The organism is Bacillus sp. FSL R5-0593, from assembly GCF_038603755.1.
Taxonomy (GTDB): Bacteria; Bacillota; Bacilli; order Bacillales; family Bacillaceae; genus Bacillus; species Bacillus velezensis.
In genome coordinates this window covers 1,686,198-1,707,030 of record NZ_CP152011.1, presented here as the reverse complement: position 1 = coordinate 1,707,030, position 20,833 = coordinate 1,686,198, and the positions used below count along the sequence as shown (strand labels likewise).

The 20,833-nt window shown below is 46.9% G+C and carries 23 protein-coding genes; all 23 read right to left on the bottom strand.

The genetic code is table 11. The annotated features are described in order from the left end of the window. Nucleotides 1–10: 10 nt before the first annotated feature. Entirely contained in the window at nucleotides 11–913 is a 903-nt protein-coding gene (gene sucD / locus NYE36_RS08570; RefSeq protein WP_003154281.1) for a succinate--CoA ligase subunit alpha, read from the bottom strand. Between the two features lie 28 nt (nucleotides 914–941). Further along, nucleotides 942–2,099, bottom strand: coding sequence for an ADP-forming succinate--CoA ligase subunit beta (gene sucC, locus NYE36_RS08565; RefSeq protein ID WP_003154283.1), 1,158 nt, complete (start codon nucleotides 2,097–2,099; stop codon nucleotides 942–944). A 174-nt stretch (nucleotides 2,100–2,273) separates the two neighbouring features. Next, nucleotides 2,274–2,555, bottom strand: a complete 282-nt coding sequence (locus tag NYE36_RS08560) for a FlhB-like flagellar biosynthesis protein (RefSeq protein WP_007409769.1) — start codon at nucleotides 2,553–2,555, stop codon at nucleotides 2,274–2,276. Continuing rightward, entirely contained in the window at nucleotides 2,552–4,255 is a 1,704-nt protein-coding gene (locus NYE36_RS08555; RefSeq protein ID WP_094032434.1) for a glycosyl transferase, read from the bottom strand. The genes NYE36_RS08560 and NYE36_RS08555 overlap by 4 nt, the downstream gene beginning before the upstream one ends. A 16-nt stretch (nucleotides 4,256–4,271) precedes the next feature. Further along, a complete protein-coding gene (locus NYE36_RS08550; RefSeq protein ID WP_094032433.1) occupies nucleotides 4,272–5,039 on the bottom strand; it encodes a ribonuclease HII in 768 nt (255 codons plus the stop codon). Nucleotides 5,040–5,111: 72 nt separating this feature from the next. Then, complete coding sequence (ylqF, locus tag NYE36_RS08545; protein ID WP_007409766.1) at nucleotides 5,112–5,960, bottom strand: ribosome biogenesis GTPase YlqF; 849 nt, start codon at nucleotides 5,958–5,960, stop codon at nucleotides 5,112–5,114. A 142-nt stretch (nucleotides 5,961–6,102) separates the two neighbouring features. Beyond that, the gene (gene rplS / locus NYE36_RS08540) at nucleotides 6,103–6,450 is read right to left on the bottom strand and encodes a 50S ribosomal protein L19 (RefSeq protein ID WP_003154288.1); all 348 of its coding nucleotides are present in this window, start codon (nucleotides 6,448–6,450) and stop codon (nucleotides 6,103–6,105) included. Nucleotides 6,451–6,590: 140 nt separating this feature from the next. Then, on the bottom strand, nucleotides 6,591–7,322 hold the full coding sequence (trmD, locus tag NYE36_RS08535; protein WP_007409764.1) for a tRNA (guanosine(37)-N1)-methyltransferase TrmD: 732 nt from the start codon (nucleotides 7,320–7,322) through the stop codon (nucleotides 6,591–6,593). Continuing rightward, nucleotides 7,319–7,843 carry a ribosome maturation factor RimM gene (rimM, locus tag NYE36_RS08530; protein ID WP_003154290.1) on the bottom strand — a complete coding sequence of 175 codons (525 nt, stop codon included), beginning with the start codon at nucleotides 7,841–7,843 and terminating at the stop codon, nucleotides 7,319–7,321. Before rimM ends, trmD begins: the two co-directional genes overlap by 4 nt. A gap of 4 nt (nucleotides 7,844–7,847) precedes the next feature. Continuing rightward, nucleotides 7,848–8,234, bottom strand: a complete 387-nt coding sequence (locus NYE36_RS08525) for a YlqD family protein (protein ID WP_003154291.1) — start codon at nucleotides 8,232–8,234, stop codon at nucleotides 7,848–7,850. Nucleotides 8,235–8,324: 90 nt separating this feature from the next. Then, on the bottom strand, nucleotides 8,325–8,570 hold the full coding sequence (locus NYE36_RS08520; RefSeq protein ID WP_007611392.1) for a KH domain-containing protein: 246 nt from the start codon (nucleotides 8,568–8,570) through the stop codon (nucleotides 8,325–8,327). Further along, nucleotides 8,570–8,842, bottom strand: a complete 273-nt coding sequence (gene rpsP, locus NYE36_RS08515) for a 30S ribosomal protein S16 (protein WP_003154296.1) — start codon at nucleotides 8,840–8,842, stop codon at nucleotides 8,570–8,572. The genes NYE36_RS08520 and rpsP overlap by 1 nt, the downstream gene beginning before the upstream one ends. Before the next feature lie 105 nt (nucleotides 8,843–8,947). Continuing rightward, nucleotides 8,948–10,288 (bottom strand): signal recognition particle protein, encoded by a 1,341-nt coding sequence (gene ffh / locus NYE36_RS08510; protein ID WP_007409763.1) that lies wholly within the window; start codon nucleotides 10,286–10,288, stop codon nucleotides 8,948–8,950. Between the two features lie 13 nt (nucleotides 10,289–10,301). After that, entirely contained in the window at nucleotides 10,302–10,634 is a 333-nt protein-coding gene (locus tag NYE36_RS08505; protein WP_003154299.1) for a putative DNA-binding protein, read from the bottom strand. 121 nt (nucleotides 10,635–10,755) lie between these two features. Further along, nucleotides 10,756–11,526 carry an aminoglycoside phosphotransferase family protein gene (locus NYE36_RS08500; protein WP_007409762.1) on the bottom strand — a complete coding sequence of 257 codons (771 nt, stop codon included), beginning with the start codon at nucleotides 11,524–11,526 and terminating at the stop codon, nucleotides 10,756–10,758. Between the two features lie 83 nt (nucleotides 11,527–11,609). After that, on the bottom strand, nucleotides 11,610–12,599 hold the full coding sequence (ftsY, locus tag NYE36_RS08495) for a signal recognition particle-docking protein FtsY (RefSeq protein ID WP_003154301.1): 990 nt from the start codon (nucleotides 12,597–12,599) through the stop codon (nucleotides 11,610–11,612). A gap of 19 nt (nucleotides 12,600–12,618) precedes the next feature. Further along, a complete protein-coding gene (gene smc, locus NYE36_RS08490) occupies nucleotides 12,619–16,179 on the bottom strand; it encodes a chromosome segregation protein SMC (RefSeq protein ID WP_094032432.1) in 3,561 nt (1,186 codons plus the stop codon). 101 nt (nucleotides 16,180–16,280) lie between these two features. Continuing rightward, the gene (gene rncS / locus NYE36_RS08485) at nucleotides 16,281–17,030 is read right to left on the bottom strand and encodes a ribonuclease III (RefSeq protein ID WP_014417754.1); all 750 of its coding nucleotides are present in this window, start codon (nucleotides 17,028–17,030) and stop codon (nucleotides 16,281–16,283) included. Between the two features lie 138 nt (nucleotides 17,031–17,168). After that, entirely contained in the window at nucleotides 17,169–17,402 is a 234-nt protein-coding gene (gene acpP, locus NYE36_RS08480) for an acyl carrier protein (RefSeq protein WP_003154310.1), read from the bottom strand. Between the two features lie 84 nt (nucleotides 17,403–17,486). Beyond that, the gene (fabG, locus tag NYE36_RS08475; RefSeq protein ID WP_003154312.1) at nucleotides 17,487–18,227 is read right to left on the bottom strand and encodes a 3-oxoacyl-[acyl-carrier-protein] reductase; all 741 of its coding nucleotides are present in this window, start codon (nucleotides 18,225–18,227) and stop codon (nucleotides 17,487–17,489) included. After that, nucleotides 18,220–19,173, bottom strand: a complete 954-nt coding sequence (fabD, locus tag NYE36_RS08470) for an ACP S-malonyltransferase (RefSeq protein WP_007409759.1) — start codon at nucleotides 19,171–19,173, stop codon at nucleotides 18,220–18,222. The genes fabG and fabD overlap by 8 nt, the downstream gene beginning before the upstream one ends. An 18-nt stretch (nucleotides 19,174–19,191) precedes the next feature. Then, nucleotides 19,192–20,190 carry a phosphate acyltransferase PlsX gene (gene plsX, locus NYE36_RS08465; RefSeq protein WP_007409758.1) on the bottom strand — a complete coding sequence of 333 codons (999 nt, stop codon included), beginning with the start codon at nucleotides 20,188–20,190 and terminating at the stop codon, nucleotides 19,192–19,194. A gap of 13 nt (nucleotides 20,191–20,203) precedes the next feature. After that, complete coding sequence (gene fapR, locus NYE36_RS08460) at nucleotides 20,204–20,770, bottom strand: transcription factor FapR (RefSeq protein ID WP_003154320.1); 567 nt, start codon at nucleotides 20,768–20,770, stop codon at nucleotides 20,204–20,206. Between the last annotated feature and the right edge of the window lie 63 nt (nucleotides 20,771–20,833).

Genomic DNA, 20,833 nt, shown 5'->3' with positions numbered 1-20,833 from the left:
CCTGCTTCGATCAGTGCGTTTTGCACGTTTCAAATAAGCCTTTTTCTTTTAACACCTTAATCAGCGTTTCACCCATTACAGAAGGGGTTTCCGCGACTTCAATTCCGCAGGCGTTCATCGTTTTGACTTTTTCTTCTGCCGTGCCTTTTCCTCCGGAGATGATGGCGCCCGCATGGCCCATGCGTTTTCCCGGAGGCGCGGTTTTACCGCCGATAAAGCCGACAACAGGCTTCGTCATGTTCGCTTTCACCCACTCAGCCGCTTCTTCTTCAGCTGTGCCGCCGATTTCTCCGATCATGATGACGGCATGTGTTTCTGGATCTTCATTGAACGCTTTTAACACATCAATAAAGTTCGTGCCGTTGACCGGATCGCCGCCGATCCCTACAGCGGTAGATTGGCCTACGCCGGCTTCTGAAAGCTGATGGACGGCCTCGTATGTCAATGTTCCTGAACGGGACACAACGCCTACATGACCCTTTTTATGAATGTATCCCGGCATAATGCCGATCTTGCATTCTTCAGGTGTAATAACACCCGGGCAGTTCGGCCCTATTAATCTCGTTTTCTTGCCTTCCATAAAGCGCTTCACTTTCACCATGTCCAAAACCGGAATGTGCTCAGTGATACAAATGACAAGATCAATTTCCGCGTCAACCGCTTCCATAATTGCGTCCGCCGCAAACGGAGCCGGCACGTAAATAACTGACGCATCAGCGCCCGTTGTATGAACCGCTTCTGCGACCGTATTGAATACCGGTACGCCTTCCGCTTCCGTTCCGCCTTTTCCAGGTGTTACACCGCCAACGATATTCGTGCCGTATTCCAGCATCTGCTTTGTATGAAATAAAGCGGTAGAACCTGTAATCCCCTGTACAATAACTCTTGTATCTTTATTGATAAAAACACTCATTATCTGGTCCCCTGCCTTTCATTCTTTCCTAAACTAAGGATACGATTTTCTGTGCGCCGTCTGCCATTGATTCCGCAGATGTGATGTTTAAGCCTGATTCATTCAGGATTTTCTTTCCTAAATCTACGTTTGTCCCTTCAAGGCGCACGACCAGCGGCAATGTCAATCCGACTTGTCTCGTCGCTTCAACAACGCCCTCGGCGATGACATCGCACTTCATGATGCCTCCGAAAATATTGACGAAAATTCCTTTTACGTTTTGATCGGAAAGAATGATTTTAAAAGCTTCCGTAACTTTTTCTGCGGTTGCGCCGCCCCCGACATCAAGGAAGTTTGCAGGTTCTCCGCCGTAGTGTTTAATGATATCCATTGTAGACATTGCAAGACCCGCGCCGTTTACCATACAGCCGATATTTCCATCAAGGGAAATGTAGCTTAAATCGTATTTTGACGCTTCGATTTCTTTCGGATCTTCTTCATCTAAATCTCTGTATTCCATAATGTCTTTTTGTCTGTATAACGCATTGCTGTCGAAGTTCAGCTTAGCATCCAGCGCCATGACGTTTCCGTCCCCCGTAACGACGAGAGGGTTGATCTCGGCGATCGAGCAGTCCTTCTCAACAAATGCTTTGTATAAACCGAGCATAAATTTAGCGGCTTTGCCGACAAGCTCTTTCGGGATGTTAATTGCGAATGCAATTTCCCTTGCCTGATAGCCCTGAAGGCCGACAGCCGGATCAATTACCGCTTTTTTAATTTTTTCAGGTGTTTTTTCCGCTACTTCTTCAATCTCCGTTCCGCCTTCTTCAGACGCCATTAAAACGATTCTTGAAGTAGCGCGGTCAAGTACAAGCCCGACATAGTATTCCTTTTTAATATCGCAGCCTTCTTCAATAAGTAAGCGTTTTATTACTTGTCCGTCCGGACCCGTTTGATGTGTGACGAGCGTCTTGCCTAACAGTTCTTCGGCATACTCTTTCACTTCATCTTTTGTTTTTGCAATCTTTACCCCACCAGCTTTGCCGCGGCCGCCAGCATGGATTTGCGCCTTTACGACATAAACCGAGCTTGACAGGCTCTCTGCTTTTTCAACTGCTTCCTCTGCTGTAAAAGCCACTTTACCTTCAGGAACAGACACCCCGTATTTTCTGAGGACTTCTTTTCCCTGGTACTCATGGATATTCATTTCCCATCCTCCTAACTTATGTAGCAAAACTAAAAATAGACTGCGCTTTCATTCTATATAATACTGGAAGAATTGTCTAGGGTTCAAAACAAAATCTTTATATCCTTCCAAACATTCTAACTTTTATTTTATTGAAAATATAAATTTAAACGGAGTCCGGGAAATGAATGGTCCTTATTTTTCGTTTTTCAGGGTTTCGTCCAGTCTGTAAACAAATGAAAAAATTTCGGCAACGGTTTCATAAAGCGCCTCCGGTATCTGATCGTCAACCGTCAAATGGCGCATTAATTCGACAAGGGTTCGGTCTTCCTGAATGGGGACCCCAGCCTTCTCAGCTTCTTTTATAATATTTTCCGCCACGTGCCCCCTGCCTGTTGCGACAACCTTCGGGGCTTGGTCTTTCTGCCGGTCGTAATGCAGGGCGACAGCTCTTCTTAACGGCGTTTGCTCTTTCATATTTTCACATCCACTTTTCTTCCGCCGTCTTTTTCTATAAACTCTTCCACAAGAGCGCTCTGGTCTTTCGGGCGCCGTTTTTTAGCCGTGACGCCTGACAGGCTGAAGCCCGTTTCTTTTACAGCTTCTTTTAAAGCCGGTACGAGAGGGTCGATGGCCGCCTGAAGCTCAAAATCAGTCTCAACCGTAATGGTCATTACATTTTGCTGAATCATGCAGTCCACAACGGTTTCTTGCAGTGTTTCAAGATGCAGCAAAAACAGGAGCCTGCAATGTGACGGGTCGAGTTTTCCGTCCGGCTTCTTCCGTCCTTTAAAGAGAACTGTGATGTCATTCTCATACGCGGACGCTCCCAGCGGAAATGACAGCACCATCTGCGTAAAAGAAGGATTATGCTGCTCAATAAACAGCTGGCCGTTTAATTTATGAATAAGCGGTTCCGCCTCTTGTTTAACGGATTGGGGCGCCTCTTGAAGCGTCCGGACGGCTTGGAGGGCTGTTTTCAGCGCTTGTTTCTCCGGCTGCGGAGATACGCCTTTTTCAAGCGCTGTAATGAATGATAATTCATCACGCGTGCCCAGTCCTTTTTTGATTTTCTGCAAAAGGCTTAATACATCATGTTTTTCTGCATATTTCAATTCGGTGAGCTGAGCGGCTTTTTCAAAAACAGCCGCCTCCTGTTCTGTCAGATGTGCGTTTTGAAGAACAGGTGCTGTTTTAAATGTTTTTTCTTGAGAAATGAAAGCCTTAATGATCTCCGCCGTTACTTTTACGGGACGGTTTTCAGTTTTTTCTGCCGATGTCATTAATTTCTCTATAATCTGTTTTGCCGTTTTTTCAGGCAGTTCCGGATGTGTGCGTGCACTCGGAGGAGAAGGCTGGCTTGAGACTGCCTTTCCGTTTTCACGAGTCTCTCGGACAAATGGTGATTGTTTTGATTCCGTCCGTTCTCCTTCATCCATCAGCCCGGTTTCTGAGAGCGGCATGCGTGCAGCCTCGGCAAGCTTCTTCAGGAGACGTTCTGCATGAAGATCCGTTTCCGCGTTTAACACGTCAGAAACCGCCTCTTTGAGCACAGACAGCTCTTTTGCCGATTGCGGAGCCTGATTGATTGCCTGAAGCAGTCCTGAGAGGAGACGCCGGGTCGGAACCGGATATTTAACAGCATGAATGGCTGACAAGACTTCCGGATGTGCGGGCAGTTCCCGTTTCAGCGCAAATACGATTGTTTCCGCCGCTTTTTTCAATTCGGCGGCCGGAAACGATTCAGCCCAGCGGATGCAAGCTTTGAGGCTGTTTTCCGTCATCGGCAGCTTCTGCTGCATAAACGTTTCGGCAATCTGCAGAGACACAGGGCCTGGTTTGACAGAAAGAGCGTTTAACAGTCTTCCCGCCGCTTCCTGAACGGTTTTCGGGCTTCCTTCGAATTGGTCAATTACATGAAGCCGGCCCGTTTTTTCCGCCGGCTGTTTGTCATAAGAAAACCAGTAATACGCCTGCGGACGAAGGGGGGTTTCAAGTTTTCCCTGCATCGTCCGGCCGCCGATTTGGATAAGAGCGCTTTGATCGTCCAGCAAACGGAGAACCTTCCCTAACAGCAGCCTTTGAGCGCCGCTGTCTTTACCGCCGTCTTGCCGGTCCGGAGGGATTTCCGCCGTCAGCTGTCTGAAAGCCGCTTGGATTTCGCCGCTTATGTTCATGTCTTAAGCCTCTTTTCTAACAATAAGATTGAACGGGAGCGAACGTTTTTCGGTGAATAGTTGTCGGTCCGTATGCCTGAAGAGCTTCAAGATGTTCTTTCGTTCCGTAGCCTTTATTTTTTTCAAAGCCGTACAGGGGGTAGGTTTTGGCGTACTCAGCCATGAGACGGTCCCGCGTTACTTTTGCGATGCAGGCTCCGGCGGCAATTGACACGCTTTTGGCATCCCCTTTTATAACTGATGACTGCGGAATGTCAAGCGGAAGGGTCATGGCATCAACAAGCAGATAATCAGGTGTTTCCGTTAAAGCATTGACGGCTTTTACCATCGCCAGTCTCGCGGCCTCATAAATGTTGATCCGGTCAATGACGTCCGCATGGACAATGCCGACTCCTACAGCCGCCGCTTCTTCCGTGATCCGGCTGTAATACTCCTCGAGCTTCTTTTCAGACAATTTCTTCGAGTCCGTGAGACCGAGAATCTCGCATTCTGCCGGCAAAATGACGGCGCCGGCGACAACCGGTCCGGCAAGCGGCCCTCTTCCGGCTTCGTCAACACCCGCAATCAGGCGGAAGCCCTTTTTGGATGACAGTCTTTCGTATGCCGTCATGTTCAGCCATTGCTCTTTAAGAGCTTTTTCCTTCGCGTGCTTTTTCAGCCATTGCTCTAAAAGCGTCTGTACGCTTTTTCTCGGGTCTTTCTCACATTGGGCAAGGAAGGGGTCGCTTTCGTCCCTGACCTCTTGCAGGCGTTCTTTTACGCTTTTTACGGTTAATGTATTCACGTTCTCTTCTCCCTTACATTATGTATATCGGTATTCTGCGGAAAAAATAAAGACCCGCATCGCTGCGCGTCTTTATTCTGATGGTGTTTCAAATGAAAGCCTGCCGAATTTTTCCGTCCGGATGTCCCGAATGATGACTTCCGTTGTTTTATCATAGTCAACCATTCCGCCGCCCATCAAACAGCCGCGTTTTTCACCGATCGCGTCGAAAAGAGCGGCGATATCCTCAGGGATTTCCTGAAGTCCGTAGCGCTCCTTCAAGCGGTCGGGATAATGCTCTTCCAGAAAGCGCAGCCCGAAGACGGCCACATCCTGCAGGTTGATAATCGTATCTTTAATCGCCCCGGTGATCGCCAGACGCAAGCCGACAAGCTCATCTTCAAATTTAGGCCATAAAATTCCCGGTGTATCGAGCAGCTCTAATTCCTTGCCTACCTTTACCCACTGCTGTGAAGTGGTAATGCCGGGCCTGTCTCCCGTCTTGGCAATGTTTTTTTTGGCCAGCCGGTTAATGAGCGTAGACTTGCCGACATTCGGAATGCCGATGATTAATGCGCGGATTGCTCTTGGCCTAACACCTTTTGCTTTCATTTTATCGAACTTATCTTTCAGCAGCTCTTTTGAGGACGGCACGATTTGATGCAGTCCCTGCCCGTTAACGGAGTTTATTGAAAGAGAGGGAATGCCCTGTTCCTGAAAGTGGTCCTTCCACTGGGCAGTCACAGCCGCATCCGCCTTATCGGCTTTATTTAAAAGCATAATGCGCGGCTTATTTTTTAAAATCTCCTCAATCATCGGATTTCTCGATGACATCGGGATTCTCGCATCCACCAATTCGTATACGATATCAATTAATTTCAGTTTTTCTGTTACTTCCCGTCTCGCTTTAGCCATATGGCCTGGGAACCATTGAATGGTCATGTGACTTCGACACCTGCCTTATTTACCGGAACCGGATGTTCCGATGATCTCTTATGTATTTTACGTTGCTTGTTCTGCTTTTACAAATTTCATATAAAAAAAGAGCCTGTTACGGGTAACAAGCTCTTTTCGTTCGTTATCATTATCGTCTGATTTCTTTAATACGAGCCGCTTTTCCGCGAAGTTCACGCAGGTAGTAAAGCTTAGCGCGACGTACTTTACCGTAACGTACAACTTCGATTTTCGCGATTTTTGGTGTGTGTACAGGGAATGTACGTTCAACGCCAACACCGTAAGAAATCTTACGAACTGTGAACGTTTCGCTGATTCCACCACCACGACGCTTGATCACAACACCTTCGAAGATCTGGATACGCTCACGGTTACCCTCAACAACTTTTACGTGTACACGTAAAGTGTCACCAGGACGGAACGCAGGAAGATCAGTGCGAAGCTGTTCTTTTGTGATATCTTGAATTAGTTTTTGCATCGTTTTCAACTCCTTCCAACAGATGCTCTTGGCCACAACTGCAAGGCACAGCGGAACATCGTTTTCAAGCTTCTGAAGGATAAGCCTCCTTAAGCCACAAGTAGTATCTTATCATATCTTCATCGCCTGCGCAATAGAATCTATTCGTTTTCCCACTCGGAAATCCATTTTCTTTGCTCATCAGTGAGAGGATAGTTTTCAAGAAGATCGGGACGTCTTAAAAAGGTTCTTCTGATTGATTCTTTATTGCGCCATTTTTGTATTTTTGCATGGTTGCCCGACAGAAGGGTCTCAGGCACTTTTAAGCCTCTATAATCTGCAGGCCTCGTATAGTGCGGATGCTCTAAAAGCCCCGTGCTGAAGGAATCCTCCACGTGGGATGCTTCTTTTCCGAGGACGCCCGGCAAAAGCCTGACAACGCTGTCGGCAATCATCATGGCAGGGAGCTCTCCCCCGGTCAGCACAAAATCCCCGATGGAGATTTCATCAGTGACAAGATGTTCCCGGATCCGTTCATCATACCCTTCATAATGTCCGCAAATAAACATGAGATGTTCCTCTTGTGCCAGCTCCTCGGCTTTCTTCTGCGTATAACGCTCACCTTGCGGGCAGACGAGAATAATGCGCGGCTTGGCGTCCGTACCGGCTGTCAGCTTTTCAACCGCATCAAATACAGGCTGCGGCTTTAACACCATCCCGGCTCCCCCGCCGTACGGGTAATCATCAACCGTTTGGTGTTTATTATCCGAAAAAGCCCGGAAATTGATGACGTCAAAACGGACAGCCTCTTTTTCCTGTGCTTTTTGCAGAATGGAGGAGCCGAGCACCCCTTGAAACATTTCGGGAAACAGTGTTAAAAAGTCGATTTTCATTCGTCTATTAACCCTTCCATTACATGAATCTTAATTTTCTTCTCATTTATATTAATATCCTTTACCACAGAAGCAATATACGGAATGAGCGCATCTTTTTTGCCTTTTCTTGCAACCACCCATACGTCATTAGCCCCGGGCGTCAAGATTTCCTTCACTGTGCCGATCAGTTCCCCGTCTTCTGACACAACCTCGCAGCCGATGATTTCATGAAAATAAAATTCATCTTCTTCAAGCTCTCCCAAGTCTTCTTCAGGGACTTTGATCACCATGTTTCTCAGGTGCTCGACTTCATTGAGACTCGGCATTTCTTTGAATTGCAGCAGGTGAAACTGCTTGTGAAGCCTGTGGGCGCTGACCGTTACTTTGATTGGCTCCGCAGCCCCTTCCGCAAACAAATAGAGCGTATTGCCGGGCTTGTACCGTTCTTCGGCAAAGTCCGTTTTAGAAATGACCCGCACTTCGCCTTTAATGCCGTGGGTATTTACAATTTTGCCTACATTAAACCATCTGTTTGTCATATTATCACCTCGGGCGGATTTCAATTACTACCCCGTCTTTTATGACGATGGTATTTGCCGCTGTTTTTTCATGCCAGTTATCACCGACGTTGATTGAAAGCAGCGCATCGATCTCCTTTTCCTTCACTTCGCTTCCAAGCGGGAGCGACTCTGTCTGGCTTATTTGGAAATCGATCATTTTGATTTTGTCTTGTCTTTTCTCAATGGCTTTTTTAAAAGATTCCGCTACATCGGGATTCTGCTGATCTTTTTCATGTTTTCTAAGCTGAAAATAGAGCTGGCTGCATTCTCGTTCAAGCGTTTGCTTTTTTTCTGCAAAAGAGGCCAAAAGCTTTTCCTTGCTTTGCTCGGTCAGAACCTGCATAACGGTTACCCTGTGAATAATCTGCATAGGACCAGACTCCCCACTCTTCCAACATATTTCTGTTCATTTGCCTTTTTTACGTGTAAAAAAAGGGGAGGTGCCGGCCCTCTCCCTTTTTCAGTCAAATATTTCAAATTGAACTTTCTTAGAAGACTGTGCGCCAGCTGCAAAAACGACGGTTCGAATCGCTCTTGCAGTCCGGCCTTGCTTTCCGATAATCTTACCGGTATCTGACTTATTGACAGATAAGCGCAGCGCAATCTTTTGATCAGTCTCTTCCTTTGTGACCGTTATGTCTTCCGGATGGTCGACAAGCGGAGCCACAATGCTGACAATCAAATCTTCCAAGTTCTGATCAGTCATTACTTGCCTTGTTTAGCGTTGTGGAATTTTTCCATAATTCCTTGGCTTGAGAACAAGTTGCGGACTGTATCAGAAGGTTTAGCTCCTGTTTGAAGCCATTTAAGAGCAAGCTCTTCGTTGATTTTCACTTCAGCCGGCTTTGCAACCGGATTGTATGTGCCGACTGTTTCGATGAAACGGCCGTCACGCGGTGAACGAGAATCTGCTACAACAATACGATAGAAAGGAGATTTTTTTGCTCCCATACGTTTTAAACGAATTTTTACTGCCATTTTACTAGCACCTCCGAAAATATTTCAACAAGATAGTATATTAACAATGATAAAAGTGTTTGTAAAGTGTTTTTTCTTAACAACGGTTTTATCATGTATAACCGATTACATAAAAGGTAATTTAAAGCCTTTTTTCTTCCCTTTTGTCATGTTGGTCATCTGCTTCATCATTTTTTTCATTTCCTCAAACTGCTTTAAAAGACGGTTGACTTCCTGAACGGATGTTCCGCTTCCTTTGGCAATCCGCTTCCGCCGGCTGGCGTTAATGATATCCGGCTGTTCTTTTTCAAGAACAGTCATTGATTTAATGATCGCTTCCACATGATTCAGCTGTTTTTCATCGACTTGGATGTTTTTTAAGCCTTTCATTTTGCCTGCGCCGGGCATCATTTGCAGCAGTTCGTCAAGAGGCCCCATGTTTCGGACCTGGCCGAGCTGCTCCAGAAAATCATCCAATGTGAAGCTCATCGTTCTCATTTTCTGCTCAAGCTCTTTGGCTTTGTCTTCATCAACGGTCGCCTGAGCCTTTTCAATCAAGGTCAGCACGTCACCCATTCCGAGAATCCGGGATGCCATCCGTTCAGGATGGAACGCTTCAAGAGCATCGAGCTTTTCTCCCATTCCGGCGAATTTAATCGGCGTTTCGGTGACCGCGCGGATAGAAAGCGCCGCACCTCCGCGGGTATCCCCGTCAAGCTTTGTTAAAATGACACCCGTTAAACCGAGCTGGTCATTAAAGCTTTTGGCGACGTTTACCGCATCCTGACCGGTCATTGAGTCGACGACAAGGAAAATTTCCTCAGGATTTGCGACTTCCTTTACGCCGGAGAGCTCATCCATCAGTTCATGATCGATGTGCAGCCGTCCGGCGGTATCTAAAATCACATAATCATGATGCTCTTCCTTCGCTTTTTCAATCGCCTGTCTGGCAATTTCCACCGGGCTGACCTGATCGCCAAGCGAAAAGACCGGCATATCAAGCTGTTTCCCCAGGGTTTCCAGCTGTTTAATCGCGGCGGGGCGGTAAATATCCGCAGCCACGAGCAGCGGTTTGCGGTTATGTTTTTTGCGCAGCAGGTTGGCAAGCTTCCCCGTGGTTGTCGTTTTACCGGCACCTTGGAGCCCGACCATCATAATAACGGTCGGGGGGCGTTTGGCGACGGCAATTTTGCTTTCTTCGCCGCCCATCAGCTCGGTAAGCTCTTCTTTTACGACTTTAATAACCTGCTGACCGGGTGTCAGACTCTGCATAACGTCCTGTCCGACAGCCCGTTCACTTACTTTTTTCACAAAATCCTTTACGACTTTAAAGTTAACGTCAGCCTCAAGAAGCGCAAGACGAACTTCACGCATCATCTCTTTTACGTCTTGTTCGCTGACTTTTCCTTTTCCGCGGATTTTTGAAATCGTCTTTTGCAGTCGGTCGGCTAATCCTTCAAATGCCATTGTTTGCCGCCTCCTAATCTAATTTCTCAAGCGCTTCAATCAGAGCCGTCATTTTTTCCTCTTCCTGCAACCCGGAAGCAAGCTCTTTCAGCTTTGTAAACATTTCTTTACGCTCCTGAAACTTTTTAAAAAGGAGCAGTTTTTCTTCATATTGTTCAAGCATCGCTTCAGTCCGTTTGATGTTATCGTAAACGGCTTGCCTTGAAACGTCATATTCTTCGGCTATTTCACCAAGGGAGAAATCGTCCAGATAATAAAGCGACATATAGCTCTTTTGTTTTGACGTCAGCAACGACTGATAGAAGTCAAATAAATAGTTCATTCTCGTCGTTTTTTCGAGCGACATTTGAGCTCTCCCCTTTGTTAAGTCAAATCCCTTTACAAAAACTTAGTTTACATGGTTTCAGAGCGTGTGTCAAGTTTTTATCTTGTCAAAGCAGGATGCTCTTTTTACATAATAAGTTTTTTCAAAAAAATTCATATAGACCGTCGTTAAAATACTCGAATTCTTGTTTTGATACACGATAGCGGCAATAGCCTTCGTAAAAAGCATTGAGGCATGCTTCATTTGTGACAAAATGACTGATCGCTAATGATTCATCATATCGCGGATCTCCCGCCGATATTCCCGCAGCATCGATAAACAGATAGACCTCTCCGTCTTTCACCAGCACATTATCAGTCGTGCAGTCACCGTGAATCATTGTCTGCTGAACAGGAACAGGCCTGCACCTGTCCAATTCCTTCAAAAGCTCTGCACTTCCTTCAGCTTGTCCTTTTTTGACATATTCCCCGGCTCGTTTGATTTGCAGATCGAGCCAGTCTGTTTCCGGCTGTAAACCAGAGACCATTTCGGTTTCATGCAGACGTTGCAGAAACTGGCCGAAACTTTTGATCAGCTTTTTCTTTTCAGTATCCCCTTTTGCTTTTCTTAAAGCCGAAGTCAGTGTGATTCCATCCTCAAATGACATTACGATATGGCTGGCATGCTGTTCCTGTATCATCCCATAATAAATAGGAACAGGCAGACGACGAGTTTCCGTCAGTTTTTGTAAAACGAAGGCTTCTCTCATTAACCATTCCCGATACTTCTGTTGAAAAGAACTTTTCAGCAGAAATGCGTCTTGGCCGGTCACTATTTTCCGAACGGTTGAAGTGCCTCCCTGTTCATCCAACAGCGACATATGGTTTATCGCGCCGATCTTACTTTCCAATTCAGCTTTCAGCCATTTGTCCAACAATTGCCCCCTCCATTCCGATCTATCAATGCGTATAAAAAAACGAGTATAAAACCGTCCATTTTATACTCGTTTTTTATTCATTAATCCTCGGCTTTTTCAACTAAATCAGAAAAGAGACCGTATACGTAAGATTCTGCATCAAACCGCTGGAGATCGTCAACCTTTTCTCCGAGGCCGACCAGTTTCACGGGGATGTGAAGCTCATTGCGGATCGCCAGGACGATACCGCCTTTAGCGGTGCCGTCAAGCTTCGTTAACGCGATACCCGTCACATTCGTCGCTTTGGAGAATTCTTTCGCCTGCGCCATCGCATTCTGGCCTGTCGTCGCGTCCAGCGCAAGGAGAACCTCATGCGGAGCCTCAGGCACTTCGCGTTCGATGACGCGTTTGACTTTTTCAAGCTCTTTCATTAAGTTTACTTTATTCTGAAGGCGGCCGGCCGTATCACAAATCAGCACATCCGCTCCTCTTGCTTTAGCCGCGTGTACGGCATCATAAATAACCGCAGCAGGGTCGCTTCCGGCAGCCTGTTTAATGACAGGCACGCCTGTACGCTCCCCCCACACTTCAAGCTGTTCAATCGCCCCGGCTCTGAAGGTGTCTCCGGCAGCGAGCACAACGGATTTGCCTTCATTCTTCAGCTTATGGGCAAGTTTTCCGATCGTTGTCGTTTTTCCGACGCCGTTTACCCCGACAAGCAGAATAACGTTCAGGCGCCCGTCCTGAATATTTAATTCAGAAATCTGTTCGTCGCCGCTGTTATAAATGTCGACAAGCTTTTCAGAAATGACGGACTGCACTTCCTGAGGATCCTGGATGTTTTTCAGCTTCACTTCTTTTTTGAGCTCATCAATCAGCTCCATGACGGTTGTAAAACCTACGTCAGCGCCAATCAGCACTTCCTCAAGCTCTTCGAAGAAATCCTCGTCGACTTTCCGGTAGCGGGAGACGAGTTCGTTCACTTTATTTGAGAAGGAATTTCTTGTTTTTTCAAGACCATCTTTAAATTTTTCAGAGACGGAGTCTGTCTGTTTCGTGATTTTCTCTTTTAATTTTTTAAAAAAGCTCATCTTTCAACCTCTTTCCTCGTTACTGAACGAATTCTTTTGTTTCTTCCAGTTTGACCGAAACCATTCGGGAAACGCCGGATTCCTGCATCGTAACACCGTAGAGGACATCCGCTTCTTCCATGGTGCCTTTTCTGTGGGTGATGACGATAAACTGGCTGTCGCCGCTGTATTTTTTTAAATATTGCGCAAACCTGAATACATTGGCTTCATCAAGCGCAGCTTCCACTTCATCAAGGACGCAGAACGGCACGGGCCTTACTTTCAGAATGGAGAATAAAAGGGCAATGGCAGTCAGCGCCCGTTCTCCCCCTGACAAAAGATTTAAGTTTTGCAGTTTTTTACCCGGAGGCTGCGCGATAATGTCCACCCCGGAATTAAGAAGATCATTCGGATCAGTCAGCTTCAGTTCAGCCCGTCCTCCTCCGAATAAAGAACGGAACACGTCGTTGAATTGAGAACGGATCTGGATAAACGTTTCATGGAATCGCTTCGTCATTTCAGAATCCATTTCTTCAATGACTTGAAACAGTGTATTTTTCGCTTCCGTCAGGTCATTTTTCTGCTCTGTTAAAAACTGATACCGTTCGTTTACTCTTTCAAATTCATCGATGCTGCCGAGATTGACCGTTCCGAGCTCTTCAATTGAAAGCTTGATCAGTTTGACCCGTTTTCTCGCCTCTTCAGGCTCGAGTTCGAGCTGATATTGTTCTTTTGCCCCTTCAAAGGATAAGCTGTATTCCTCGCGTAAATACTGCAAGAGATTATCAAGCTCAACTTCCATCCGGCCGAGTTTTACCTCTTCATCTTTCAGAATGTCTGTTTTTTGCTTATACAGACGCTTCATCTCTTTCAGTTCAAGCTCGTTCGTATCAAGAGCCCGCTGGAGCTTCACCCGCTGGTCGCGCCGGCTGGCGATCAATTCGATCGTTCTCGTTTTATCGTGAAGCTTGTGATGGGCTGCTTTTTCAAGCTGCTCCTCACCGCTTGTGCTGGACGTCATCTCTGAGGTCAGGAGGCTTAAATCTTCCCGTGTTTCTTTCAGAGCGAGCTGCGTTTCTTCAAGCTCTTTTTTCAGCCGTTTGAGGTTGTCTTCTTCACTCGAACACGCCTGTTCTTTTTTCGCAGCAGCCACTTTACATTCCGTCAGTTCATGAGAGAGCGTTTCTTTTGTTGAGGATAGGGTCTGCTTTTGTTTTGTCAGCCTTTCCATCTCTTCCTCAAGCTCTTTCAGCTGGCCGGATGCCTCACTCAGCTGTTCTTCCAGAGCTGATTTGCGCGTCTCTTTTTCCCGGCTGCTTTCGGTCAGTGATGCTTTCTCCTGATCGTAAAGCTCCAGATGGGTATTGATGTTCTTTTCAGCGACTTCGAGTTCATACAGCCTGCCTTTTACATCCTGCTGCTTTGTTCTGAAAGCTTCACCGTCTTCACGGAGACCGCTCAGCGTATGTTCAAGCTCTTGAATGGCCTGCTTCAGCGTTTTGACCTCTTTTTCGAGCAAAGCTGTTTTTTCTTCCATTTCGGCAAGCCGCGCAGTCACCGTCTCAAGCTCACGGCTTCTGCCGAGCAGAGAATTGTTTTTCTTTTTGACCGCGCCGCCTGTCATTGATCCGCCTGGATTGACGACATCGCCCTCAAGCGTCACGATGCGGTAGCGGTGCCCGAGAAGCTTGGCCAGTTCATTCGCACCTTTTAAATCTTCAGTGATCAGCACGGTGCCGAGAAGGTTTTGAATGACATTCCGATACGCGGCATCATATGTGACAAGCCCGCTCGCTGTGCCGAGGAAAGACGGATGCTTCTGAGCCGTCTGTTCATCACGGGTTTGGAGCTGGCGCGGTTTCATAACCGTAAGCGGCAGGAACGTCGCGCGGCCGAATGAATTCTGTTTTAAATATTGAATCGCTTTCCGCGCCGCCTGCTCATCGTCTGTGACAACGTGCTGCGCCGCTGCGCCGAGTGCAATCTCGATCGCCGTTTCATACTTTTGTTCGGTGGCAATCAGTTCGAGAACGGCGCCGCGGATGCCGCCGAGCTGCTCTTTCTGCTTCAGCACTTCTTTTACGCCTTGGTAAAATCCTGAAAAATCGCCTTGCATCGTTTCAAGCATATCTTTTTTGGATCTGGCCTGCTGGACGAATTGATATGCCTGATACAGCGCTGATTCTTTCTTTTCATATTGGCGTTTTTTCTGTTCATATGCTGTCTGGACTTCGCGAAAGCGGACGACCTGATTGTGAATATCCTCTTCAACGGCAGCCAATTCTTCTTCGCACGCCGCTTTGCGGACTGCAATATCGTTACGTTCTTCAAGATATTTTTCATTGTTTGCTGTCAGTCTCGCCTGCTGGACCGCGGATTGGGACATCTGGTCATCTAAAAGCTGCAGCTCGTTGCGAATCGACGCCTGGCTGTTTAACAATTCAAAGTAATCGCTTTTTAATTGTTCGATTTTCTCATCTACATTTTCATTATGCAGACTGAGAGCCTGCTGCTTTTCTTTCACTTGGGCGTTTAACCGCTTCACTTCCGCACGCAGCTTATCATAGACGGCAGACTGTTTTTCAATGTCCGCTTTCAGTTCGGCTTCTTTGTTCGTGTATTGTGTAACGGATTCCTCAAGCTGTTCCCGGTTTTGCGCGGCGTTTTTTTTGCGCTCTTTCAGCACTTCTTTCCGGCCTTCCAGCTTTTCCAGCTCTTCACTTGTCACGAGCAGAACCTGCTGCAGTTCGTTGACGGATTCATCAAGCGCGTGGATTTTATCTCTCGTCTCTTCTATCATCGCTTCTTTTGCGGATAGAGCCGATGATTCCGCCAATTCTTCTTCTTTAGCAGCCTGCACCTTGTCTTTTAAACCCGACCATCTGCCATGCAGTTGTTCGATGTCAAAGGCGGTAAGGGCAATTTCGACATGCTCAAGCTCTTTCTTTTTTTCTAAGTAGTCTTTGGCGATTGAAGCCTGGATTTTCAGCGGTTCGACCTGATCTTCAAGCTCATGGAGAATATCTTCCACCCTGTTTAAGTTATCCTGCGTCTCAAACAGTTTGTTTTCCGCTTTTTTCTTTCTTGTTTTATATTTCAGCACGCCGGCCGCTTCTTCAAAAATACTGCGGCGGTCTTCCGCTTTGCTGCTGAGAATCTCTTCGACTTTCCCCTGGCTGATAATAGAGAATGCTTCTTTTCCGAGCCCGGAGTCCATAAATAAGTCAATGATGTCTTTCAAACGGCACTGCTGATTGTTGATGAGAAATTCACTCTCTCCGGAACGGTACACCCGTCTCGTCACGCTGACTTCGTGGTAATCGATCGGGAGAAAATGATCTTCATTATCAAGCGTTAACGTGACTTCGGCAAGGTTCAGCCGCTTGCGCGAATCACTTCCCGCAAAAATGATATCTTCCATTTTTCCGCCCCGAAGCGAGCGGGCTGATTGTTCGCCGAGCACCCAGCGGATGGCTTCGGTAATGTTGCTCTTTCCGCTGCCGTTCGGACCGACAACGGCCGTGACGCCTTTTACAAAGTCAACGGATATCCGTTCTGCAAATGATTTAAATCCTATAACGTCTAAACGTTTGAGGAACATCCCAGATCCTCCTTATCGTATAAGTATCTCAATATTATCATAATCACCCGCTTATATCAGGCGCAGACATACTGAAATCCCCCTAGGGATACAGGGGGATTTTATTGTTTCGTATGATGTTTTTGCATTTTTGCAAGAGCTTCCTGTGCCGCATGCTGCTCGGCTTCTTTTTTGGAACGTCCGTTCCCGATACCGAGCGCCTCACCTTTAAGAGAGACAAGCGCCTCGAATTCCCGGTTGTGGGCAGGCCCTTTTTCATTGAGAATTTTGTACTCAAGCGATCCTTTTCCGTCCCGCTGTACAAATTCTTGAAGCTGGCTTTTGAAATCCATCACATGAGAAAAAGCACCATCGTTTATTTTAGGGAACACGTACACTTTCAGGAATTGCTGAACCGGCTCAAGGCCCTGATCCAGATACAGTGCGCCGATAAACGCTTCAAACACATCCGCTAAAAGCGCAGGACGCTTTCTGCCGCCCGTCATTTCTTCTCCTTTTCCCAAGAGAACAAGATCGCCGAATGACAATTCATGGGCAAGTGAGACGAGTGACGGCTCGCATACGATAGCGGCTCTCAGCTTCGTCAAATCTCCTTCACTCATGGCCGGATATTTGGCAAATAAGAATTGGGAGATCGTCAGTTCCAAAACAGCGTCACCTAAAAATTCAAGCCTTTCATTGTCTTCATACGGCTTTTTCCGATGCTCATTCACATAAGATGAATGTGTAAATGCTTGATACAAAAGTTTCTCGTTTTGAAAATGAACCGAAATCCGTTCTTGGAACTCTTTAAATTGCTCTATTTTTTTATAGAACTTTTTTTTATCTTTAAAATGTGAGTGTTTTGACATAGTAACCTCCATAGGCACATCAGGTTCACCGCGCTCCCCGCCGTAAACGGAATCGGCAGCGCGTACAGCGTCAGACGCCGGTAACCGAACGATTAAAGGGCTAAAGCCCCGCTGTCAGGCGGGACTTTTAGCATCAGCTTATTGCTGGTTTTGTATGTAGTTCACAGCGTCGCCGACTGTTGCAATCTTTTCAGCATCTTCGTCAGAAATCTCCATATCAAACTCGTCTTCAAGTTCCATAACAAGCTCAACTACATCTAGGGAATCAGCACCTAAGTCTTCCTTGAAAGAAGCTTCAAGTTTGACGTCAGCTTCATCAACGCCAAGGCGGTCTACGATGATTTTCGTTACACGCTCTAATGTATCTGCCATAGCAATTCACCTCCCCTCAAGTATTATAGAGGATTCGTTTTTAAAAAACTAGAGAAACTAGGATGAAATTTTAAAAACAAATCTTTACATCACCATTCCGCCGTCAATATGAAGGGTTTGGCCCGTCATATAACGCGATCCTTCAGAAGCAAGGAACGTAACAACGCTGCTGATATCGGAAGGATCACCGAAACGCGCGAGCGGAATCTGCTTCAGCATTTCATCTTGGACTTCTTTAGAAAGCTTGTCCGTCATATCTGTAGAAATAAAGCCCGGAGCAATGGCATTAACCGTAATATTGCGGCTCGCAAGCTCTTTGGCTGATGACTTCGTTAAGCCGATTACACCGGCTTTTGCCGCCACATAGTTCGCCTGGCCGGGGTTTCCGCTGACGCCGACGATTGATGATACGTTGATAATCCGGCCGGAGCGCTGTTTCATCATCTGTCTTGTCACGGCTTTCGTGCAGTTGAATACACCTTTCAGGTTAATGTTAATGACATCATCCCATTCATTTTCTTTCATTCTCATCAGAAGATTGTCTTTTGTGATCCCCGCATTGTTCACGAGAATGTCGATTGAAGAAAATGCAGCGACAGCCTCTTTCATCATGTTTTGTACTTCTTCGGAATTTGATACATCGGCTTTTACCGCGATCGCGTTTCGGCCCAAAGATTTGATTTCATCTACGACTTCGTTCGCTTTCGCTTCATTCCCGGAGTAGTTGACTACTACGTTACAGCCGTTTTTCGCAAGATCAAGCGCGATCGCCCGCCCGATTCCGCGGGACGCTCCCGTTACCACTGCTGTTTTTTCATTAAGCATCCTGATTCTCCTCCTTCAGCGTTTGAATCGCCAGTTCGATGGTTTCATGGTCAGAAACCGCGATTGTTTTAAGGCGGCGGTTCACTTTTTTCACAAGGCCTGAAAGCACTTTTCCCGGCCCGATTTCAACAAACGTCGTGACGCCTTCGTCAATCAGTTTGTTAATGGTTTCTTCAAAGCGAACAGGTGAATACAGCTGTTCGATCAGTTTTTTCTTGATATCGTCTTTTTCTGTCATAACGTCAGCCGAAACGTTTGAAATCACGGGAACAGCCGCATTTTTTAACTCACAGGCGCTGAGCACCTCCTCGAGTTTTTGCGCTGCCGGCTTCATTAATTCAGAATGGAACGGTCCGCTTACTTCTAATGGGATTGCCCGTTTTGCTCCGTTGTTTTTCGCTTCTTCTGAAGCCAGCTCCACGCCTTTTGCCGTTCCGGAAATGACGATCTGGCCGGGGCAGTTCAAGTTTGCAAGCTGTACGAGATGACCGTTTTCCGTCACTTGATCCGTCACCTTTTTCAAGGACTCCGCATCCATTCCGAGAATAGCGGCCATGGCGCCTTCTCCGGCCGGCACGGCTTCATTCATGAATTCTCCCCGTTTTCTTACCGTGTAAACGGCATCTTTAAATGTCATCGCTCCCGCCGCAACAAGCGCCGAATATTCTCCGAGGCTGTGGCCGGCGGTGAAATCAGGGGTGATGCCGGATTCTTTAAACTTTTCCAATACGGCGATGCTCGTTGTCAACAGCGCAGGCTGCGCATTGTATGTAAGGGTCAATTCTTCGGCGTCACCTTCAAAAATGAGCGAGCTCAGCTTTGTTTCAAGCGTTTCGTCCGCTTCATCAAAAATACGTTTTGACGCTTCTTCGCGTTCGTACAGGTCTTTTCCCATACCGATATATTGTGATCCCTGTCCGGGAAATAAAAATGCAATCTTACTCATGATGCGGTAACCTCCAGACTACTCATCTGTTTTTTCTTCTTTTACTTCTTCTTCTATAAATGCGGCCACGTTTTGGCTGACCATTTCTCTCGCCTGGCGCAGCGCATGGTAAACAGCGCGTGCGTCAGAAGAGCCGTGCGCTTTAACGACGGGCGCTTTCAAACCGAAAAGACTCGCCCCGCCGTACTCAGAATAGTCCATTTTCAGTTTCATTTCCATCAGCTTCGGCTTCAGCACTCCCGCTGCGAGCTTAGAAACAAAACTTGAAGTCAGTGTATCTTTCAGCATTTTGAAAATCGATAACGCTGAACCTTCCAATGTTTTCAACGTGACGTTGCCCGTAAAGCCGTCTGTGACGATGACGTCAGCAGCGCCTTCGAGCAAGTCTCTCGCCTCAACGTTTCCGACAAAATTCACGTTTGTTTCTTTTAATAATTCAAACGTCTTTTTTGTCAGGTCGTTTCCTTTCTTTTCTTCCGTGCCGACATTTAACAATCCGACGCGGGGCGAGCTGATTCCGAGAACCTGCCGGGCATATACAGATCCCATAATTCCGTACTGGACGAGATGCTCCGGTTTGGCATCGACATTGGCTCCCACGTCCAAAAGAAGGAAACCGTCGCCTGAAACGGTCGGAAGCGTCGGCGCAAGCGCAGGCCGGTCGATTCCTTTAATTCTGCCGACGATAAACAGTCCCGCTGTCATGAGTGCGCCCGTATTCCCCGCTGAGATGCAGGCGTCCGCTCTGTTTTCAGCCACTTCCTGCGCCATCAGCACCATAGAAGAGTTTTTCTTTCTGCGTACGGCGCGGACCGGTTCATCCGTCGGTTCAATCACTTCATCGGCGTGCAACACAGTGATGCGGTCTGATGTTGTTGGCAAGTGTGATTCTATCGTTGTCTTGTCACCGACCAGCGTAATATGAAGATCGTCAAATGCCTCAATACTCTTCATTACTCCGTCAATAACAGCTTTGGGTGCGTTGTCGCCCCCCATTGCATCTACAGCTATTCTCATGCATGCTCCACCTTTATGATTGTTTTGAACGATACATGTCAAAGCTGCCGGAGAACACGACTTCTTCTCCCACATAGCTGTTGACTTCAACTACCGTTCTGCCTTTTTCTTTTTCGACTGCCGTCACTTTGGCTTTCGCAACGACGCGCTCGCCTTCTTTCACCTGTCTTGTAAAGCGGATATTTGCGCTTGCGGTCAGCGCCAGCTCATCATCAATGACGGCTACGGCGAGTGAGTTCGCCTGCGCAAACAAATGATGCCCCCGCGCAATTTGATTGCGGCTGAAGACATGTTCGCGTCTTACTTCTAATATGGAAATGGCCTGGCCGTCAAGCTCCAGATCAATAATTTCACCGATCACTTCGTCTAAAGACAGTGATTTCACTTCATCATCAAGCGTTTGTTCTGCCACGTTTTTAATTCTTTCCCTCAGCTCCGGTATTGAGAGCTCTAAGCGGTCTAAACGGATCGTCTGAATGCTGACGCCGAATTTCCCCGCTAATTCTTCATCTGTGATGAAGGGTGTCGATTTGATCGTCTGCTGCAATAATTTTTGGCGTTCTTTCTTGCTTCTTCTCATCTGTAAACACCATCCGGACAATTAAGACTAGGTACTAATAGTAGTATATAATCTCATAGATTG

Coding starts and splice junctions, on each gene's coding strand:
- trmD (WP_007409764.1), bottom strand. CDS start 7,322: ATGAAAATCGACTTTTTAACACTGTTTCCCGAAATGTTTCAAGGGGTG.
- ftsY (WP_003154301.1), bottom strand. CDS start 12,599: ATGAGCTTTTTTAAAAAATTAAAAGAGAAAATCACGAAACAGACAGAC.
- fabD (WP_007409759.1), bottom strand. CDS start 19,173: ATGAGTAAGATTGCATTTTTATTTCCCGGACAGGGATCACAATATATC.
- ffh (WP_007409763.1), bottom strand. CDS start 10,288: ATGGCATTTGAAGGATTAGCCGACCGACTGCAAAAGACGATTTCAAAA.
- NYE36_RS08560 (WP_007409769.1), bottom strand. CDS start 2,555: ATGAAAGAGCAAACGCCGTTAAGAAGAGCTGTCGCCCTGCATTACGAC.
- rplS (WP_003154288.1), bottom strand. CDS start 6,450: ATGCAAAAACTAATTCAAGATATCACAAAAGAACAGCTTCGCACTGAT.
- sucD (WP_003154281.1), bottom strand. CDS start 913: ATGAGTGTTTTTATCAATAAAGATACAAGAGTTATTGTACAGGGGATT.
- ylqF (WP_007409766.1), bottom strand. CDS start 5,960: ATGACCATTCAATGGTTCCCAGGCCATATGGCTAAAGCGAGACGGGAA.
- acpP (WP_003154310.1), bottom strand. CDS start 17,402: ATGGCAGATACATTAGAGCGTGTAACGAAAATCATCGTAGACCGCCTT.
- smc (WP_094032432.1), bottom strand. CDS start 16,179: ATGTTCCTCAAACGTTTAGACGTTATAGGATTTAAATCATTTGCAGAA.
- plsX (WP_007409758.1), bottom strand. CDS start 20,190: ATGAGAATAGCTGTAGATGCAATGGGGGGCGACAACGCACCCAAAGCT.
- NYE36_RS08520 (WP_007611392.1), bottom strand. CDS start 8,570: ATGACTGATCAGAACTTGGAAGATTTGATTGTCAGCATTGTGGCTCCG.
- fapR (WP_003154320.1), bottom strand. CDS start 20,770: ATGAGAAGAAGCAAGAAAGAACGCCAAAAATTATTGCAGCAGACGATC.
- fabG (WP_003154312.1), bottom strand. CDS start 18,227: ATGCTTAATGAAAAAACAGCAGTGGTAACGGGAGCGTCCCGCGGAATC.
- NYE36_RS08525 (WP_003154291.1), bottom strand. CDS start 8,234: ATGCAGATTATTCACAGGGTAACCGTTATGCAGGTTCTGACCGAGCAA.
- NYE36_RS08555 (WP_094032434.1), bottom strand. CDS start 4,255: ATGAACATAAGCGGCGAAATCCAAGCGGCTTTCAGACAGCTGACGGCG.
- rncS (WP_014417754.1), bottom strand. CDS start 17,030: ATGTCAAAACACTCACATTTTAAAGATAAAAAAAAGTTCTATAAAAAA.
- rpsP (WP_003154296.1), bottom strand. CDS start 8,842: ATGGCAGTAAAAATTCGTTTAAAACGTATGGGAGCAAAAAAATCTCCT.
- NYE36_RS08505 (WP_003154299.1), bottom strand. CDS start 10,634: ATGTCGCTCGAAAAAACGACGAGAATGAACTATTTATTTGACTTCTAT.
- sucC (WP_003154283.1), bottom strand. CDS start 2,099: ATGAATATCCATGAGTACCAGGGAAAAGAAGTCCTCAGAAAATACGGG.
- rimM (WP_003154290.1), bottom strand. CDS start 7,843: ATGACAAACAGATGGTTTAATGTAGGCAAAATTGTAAATACCCACGGC.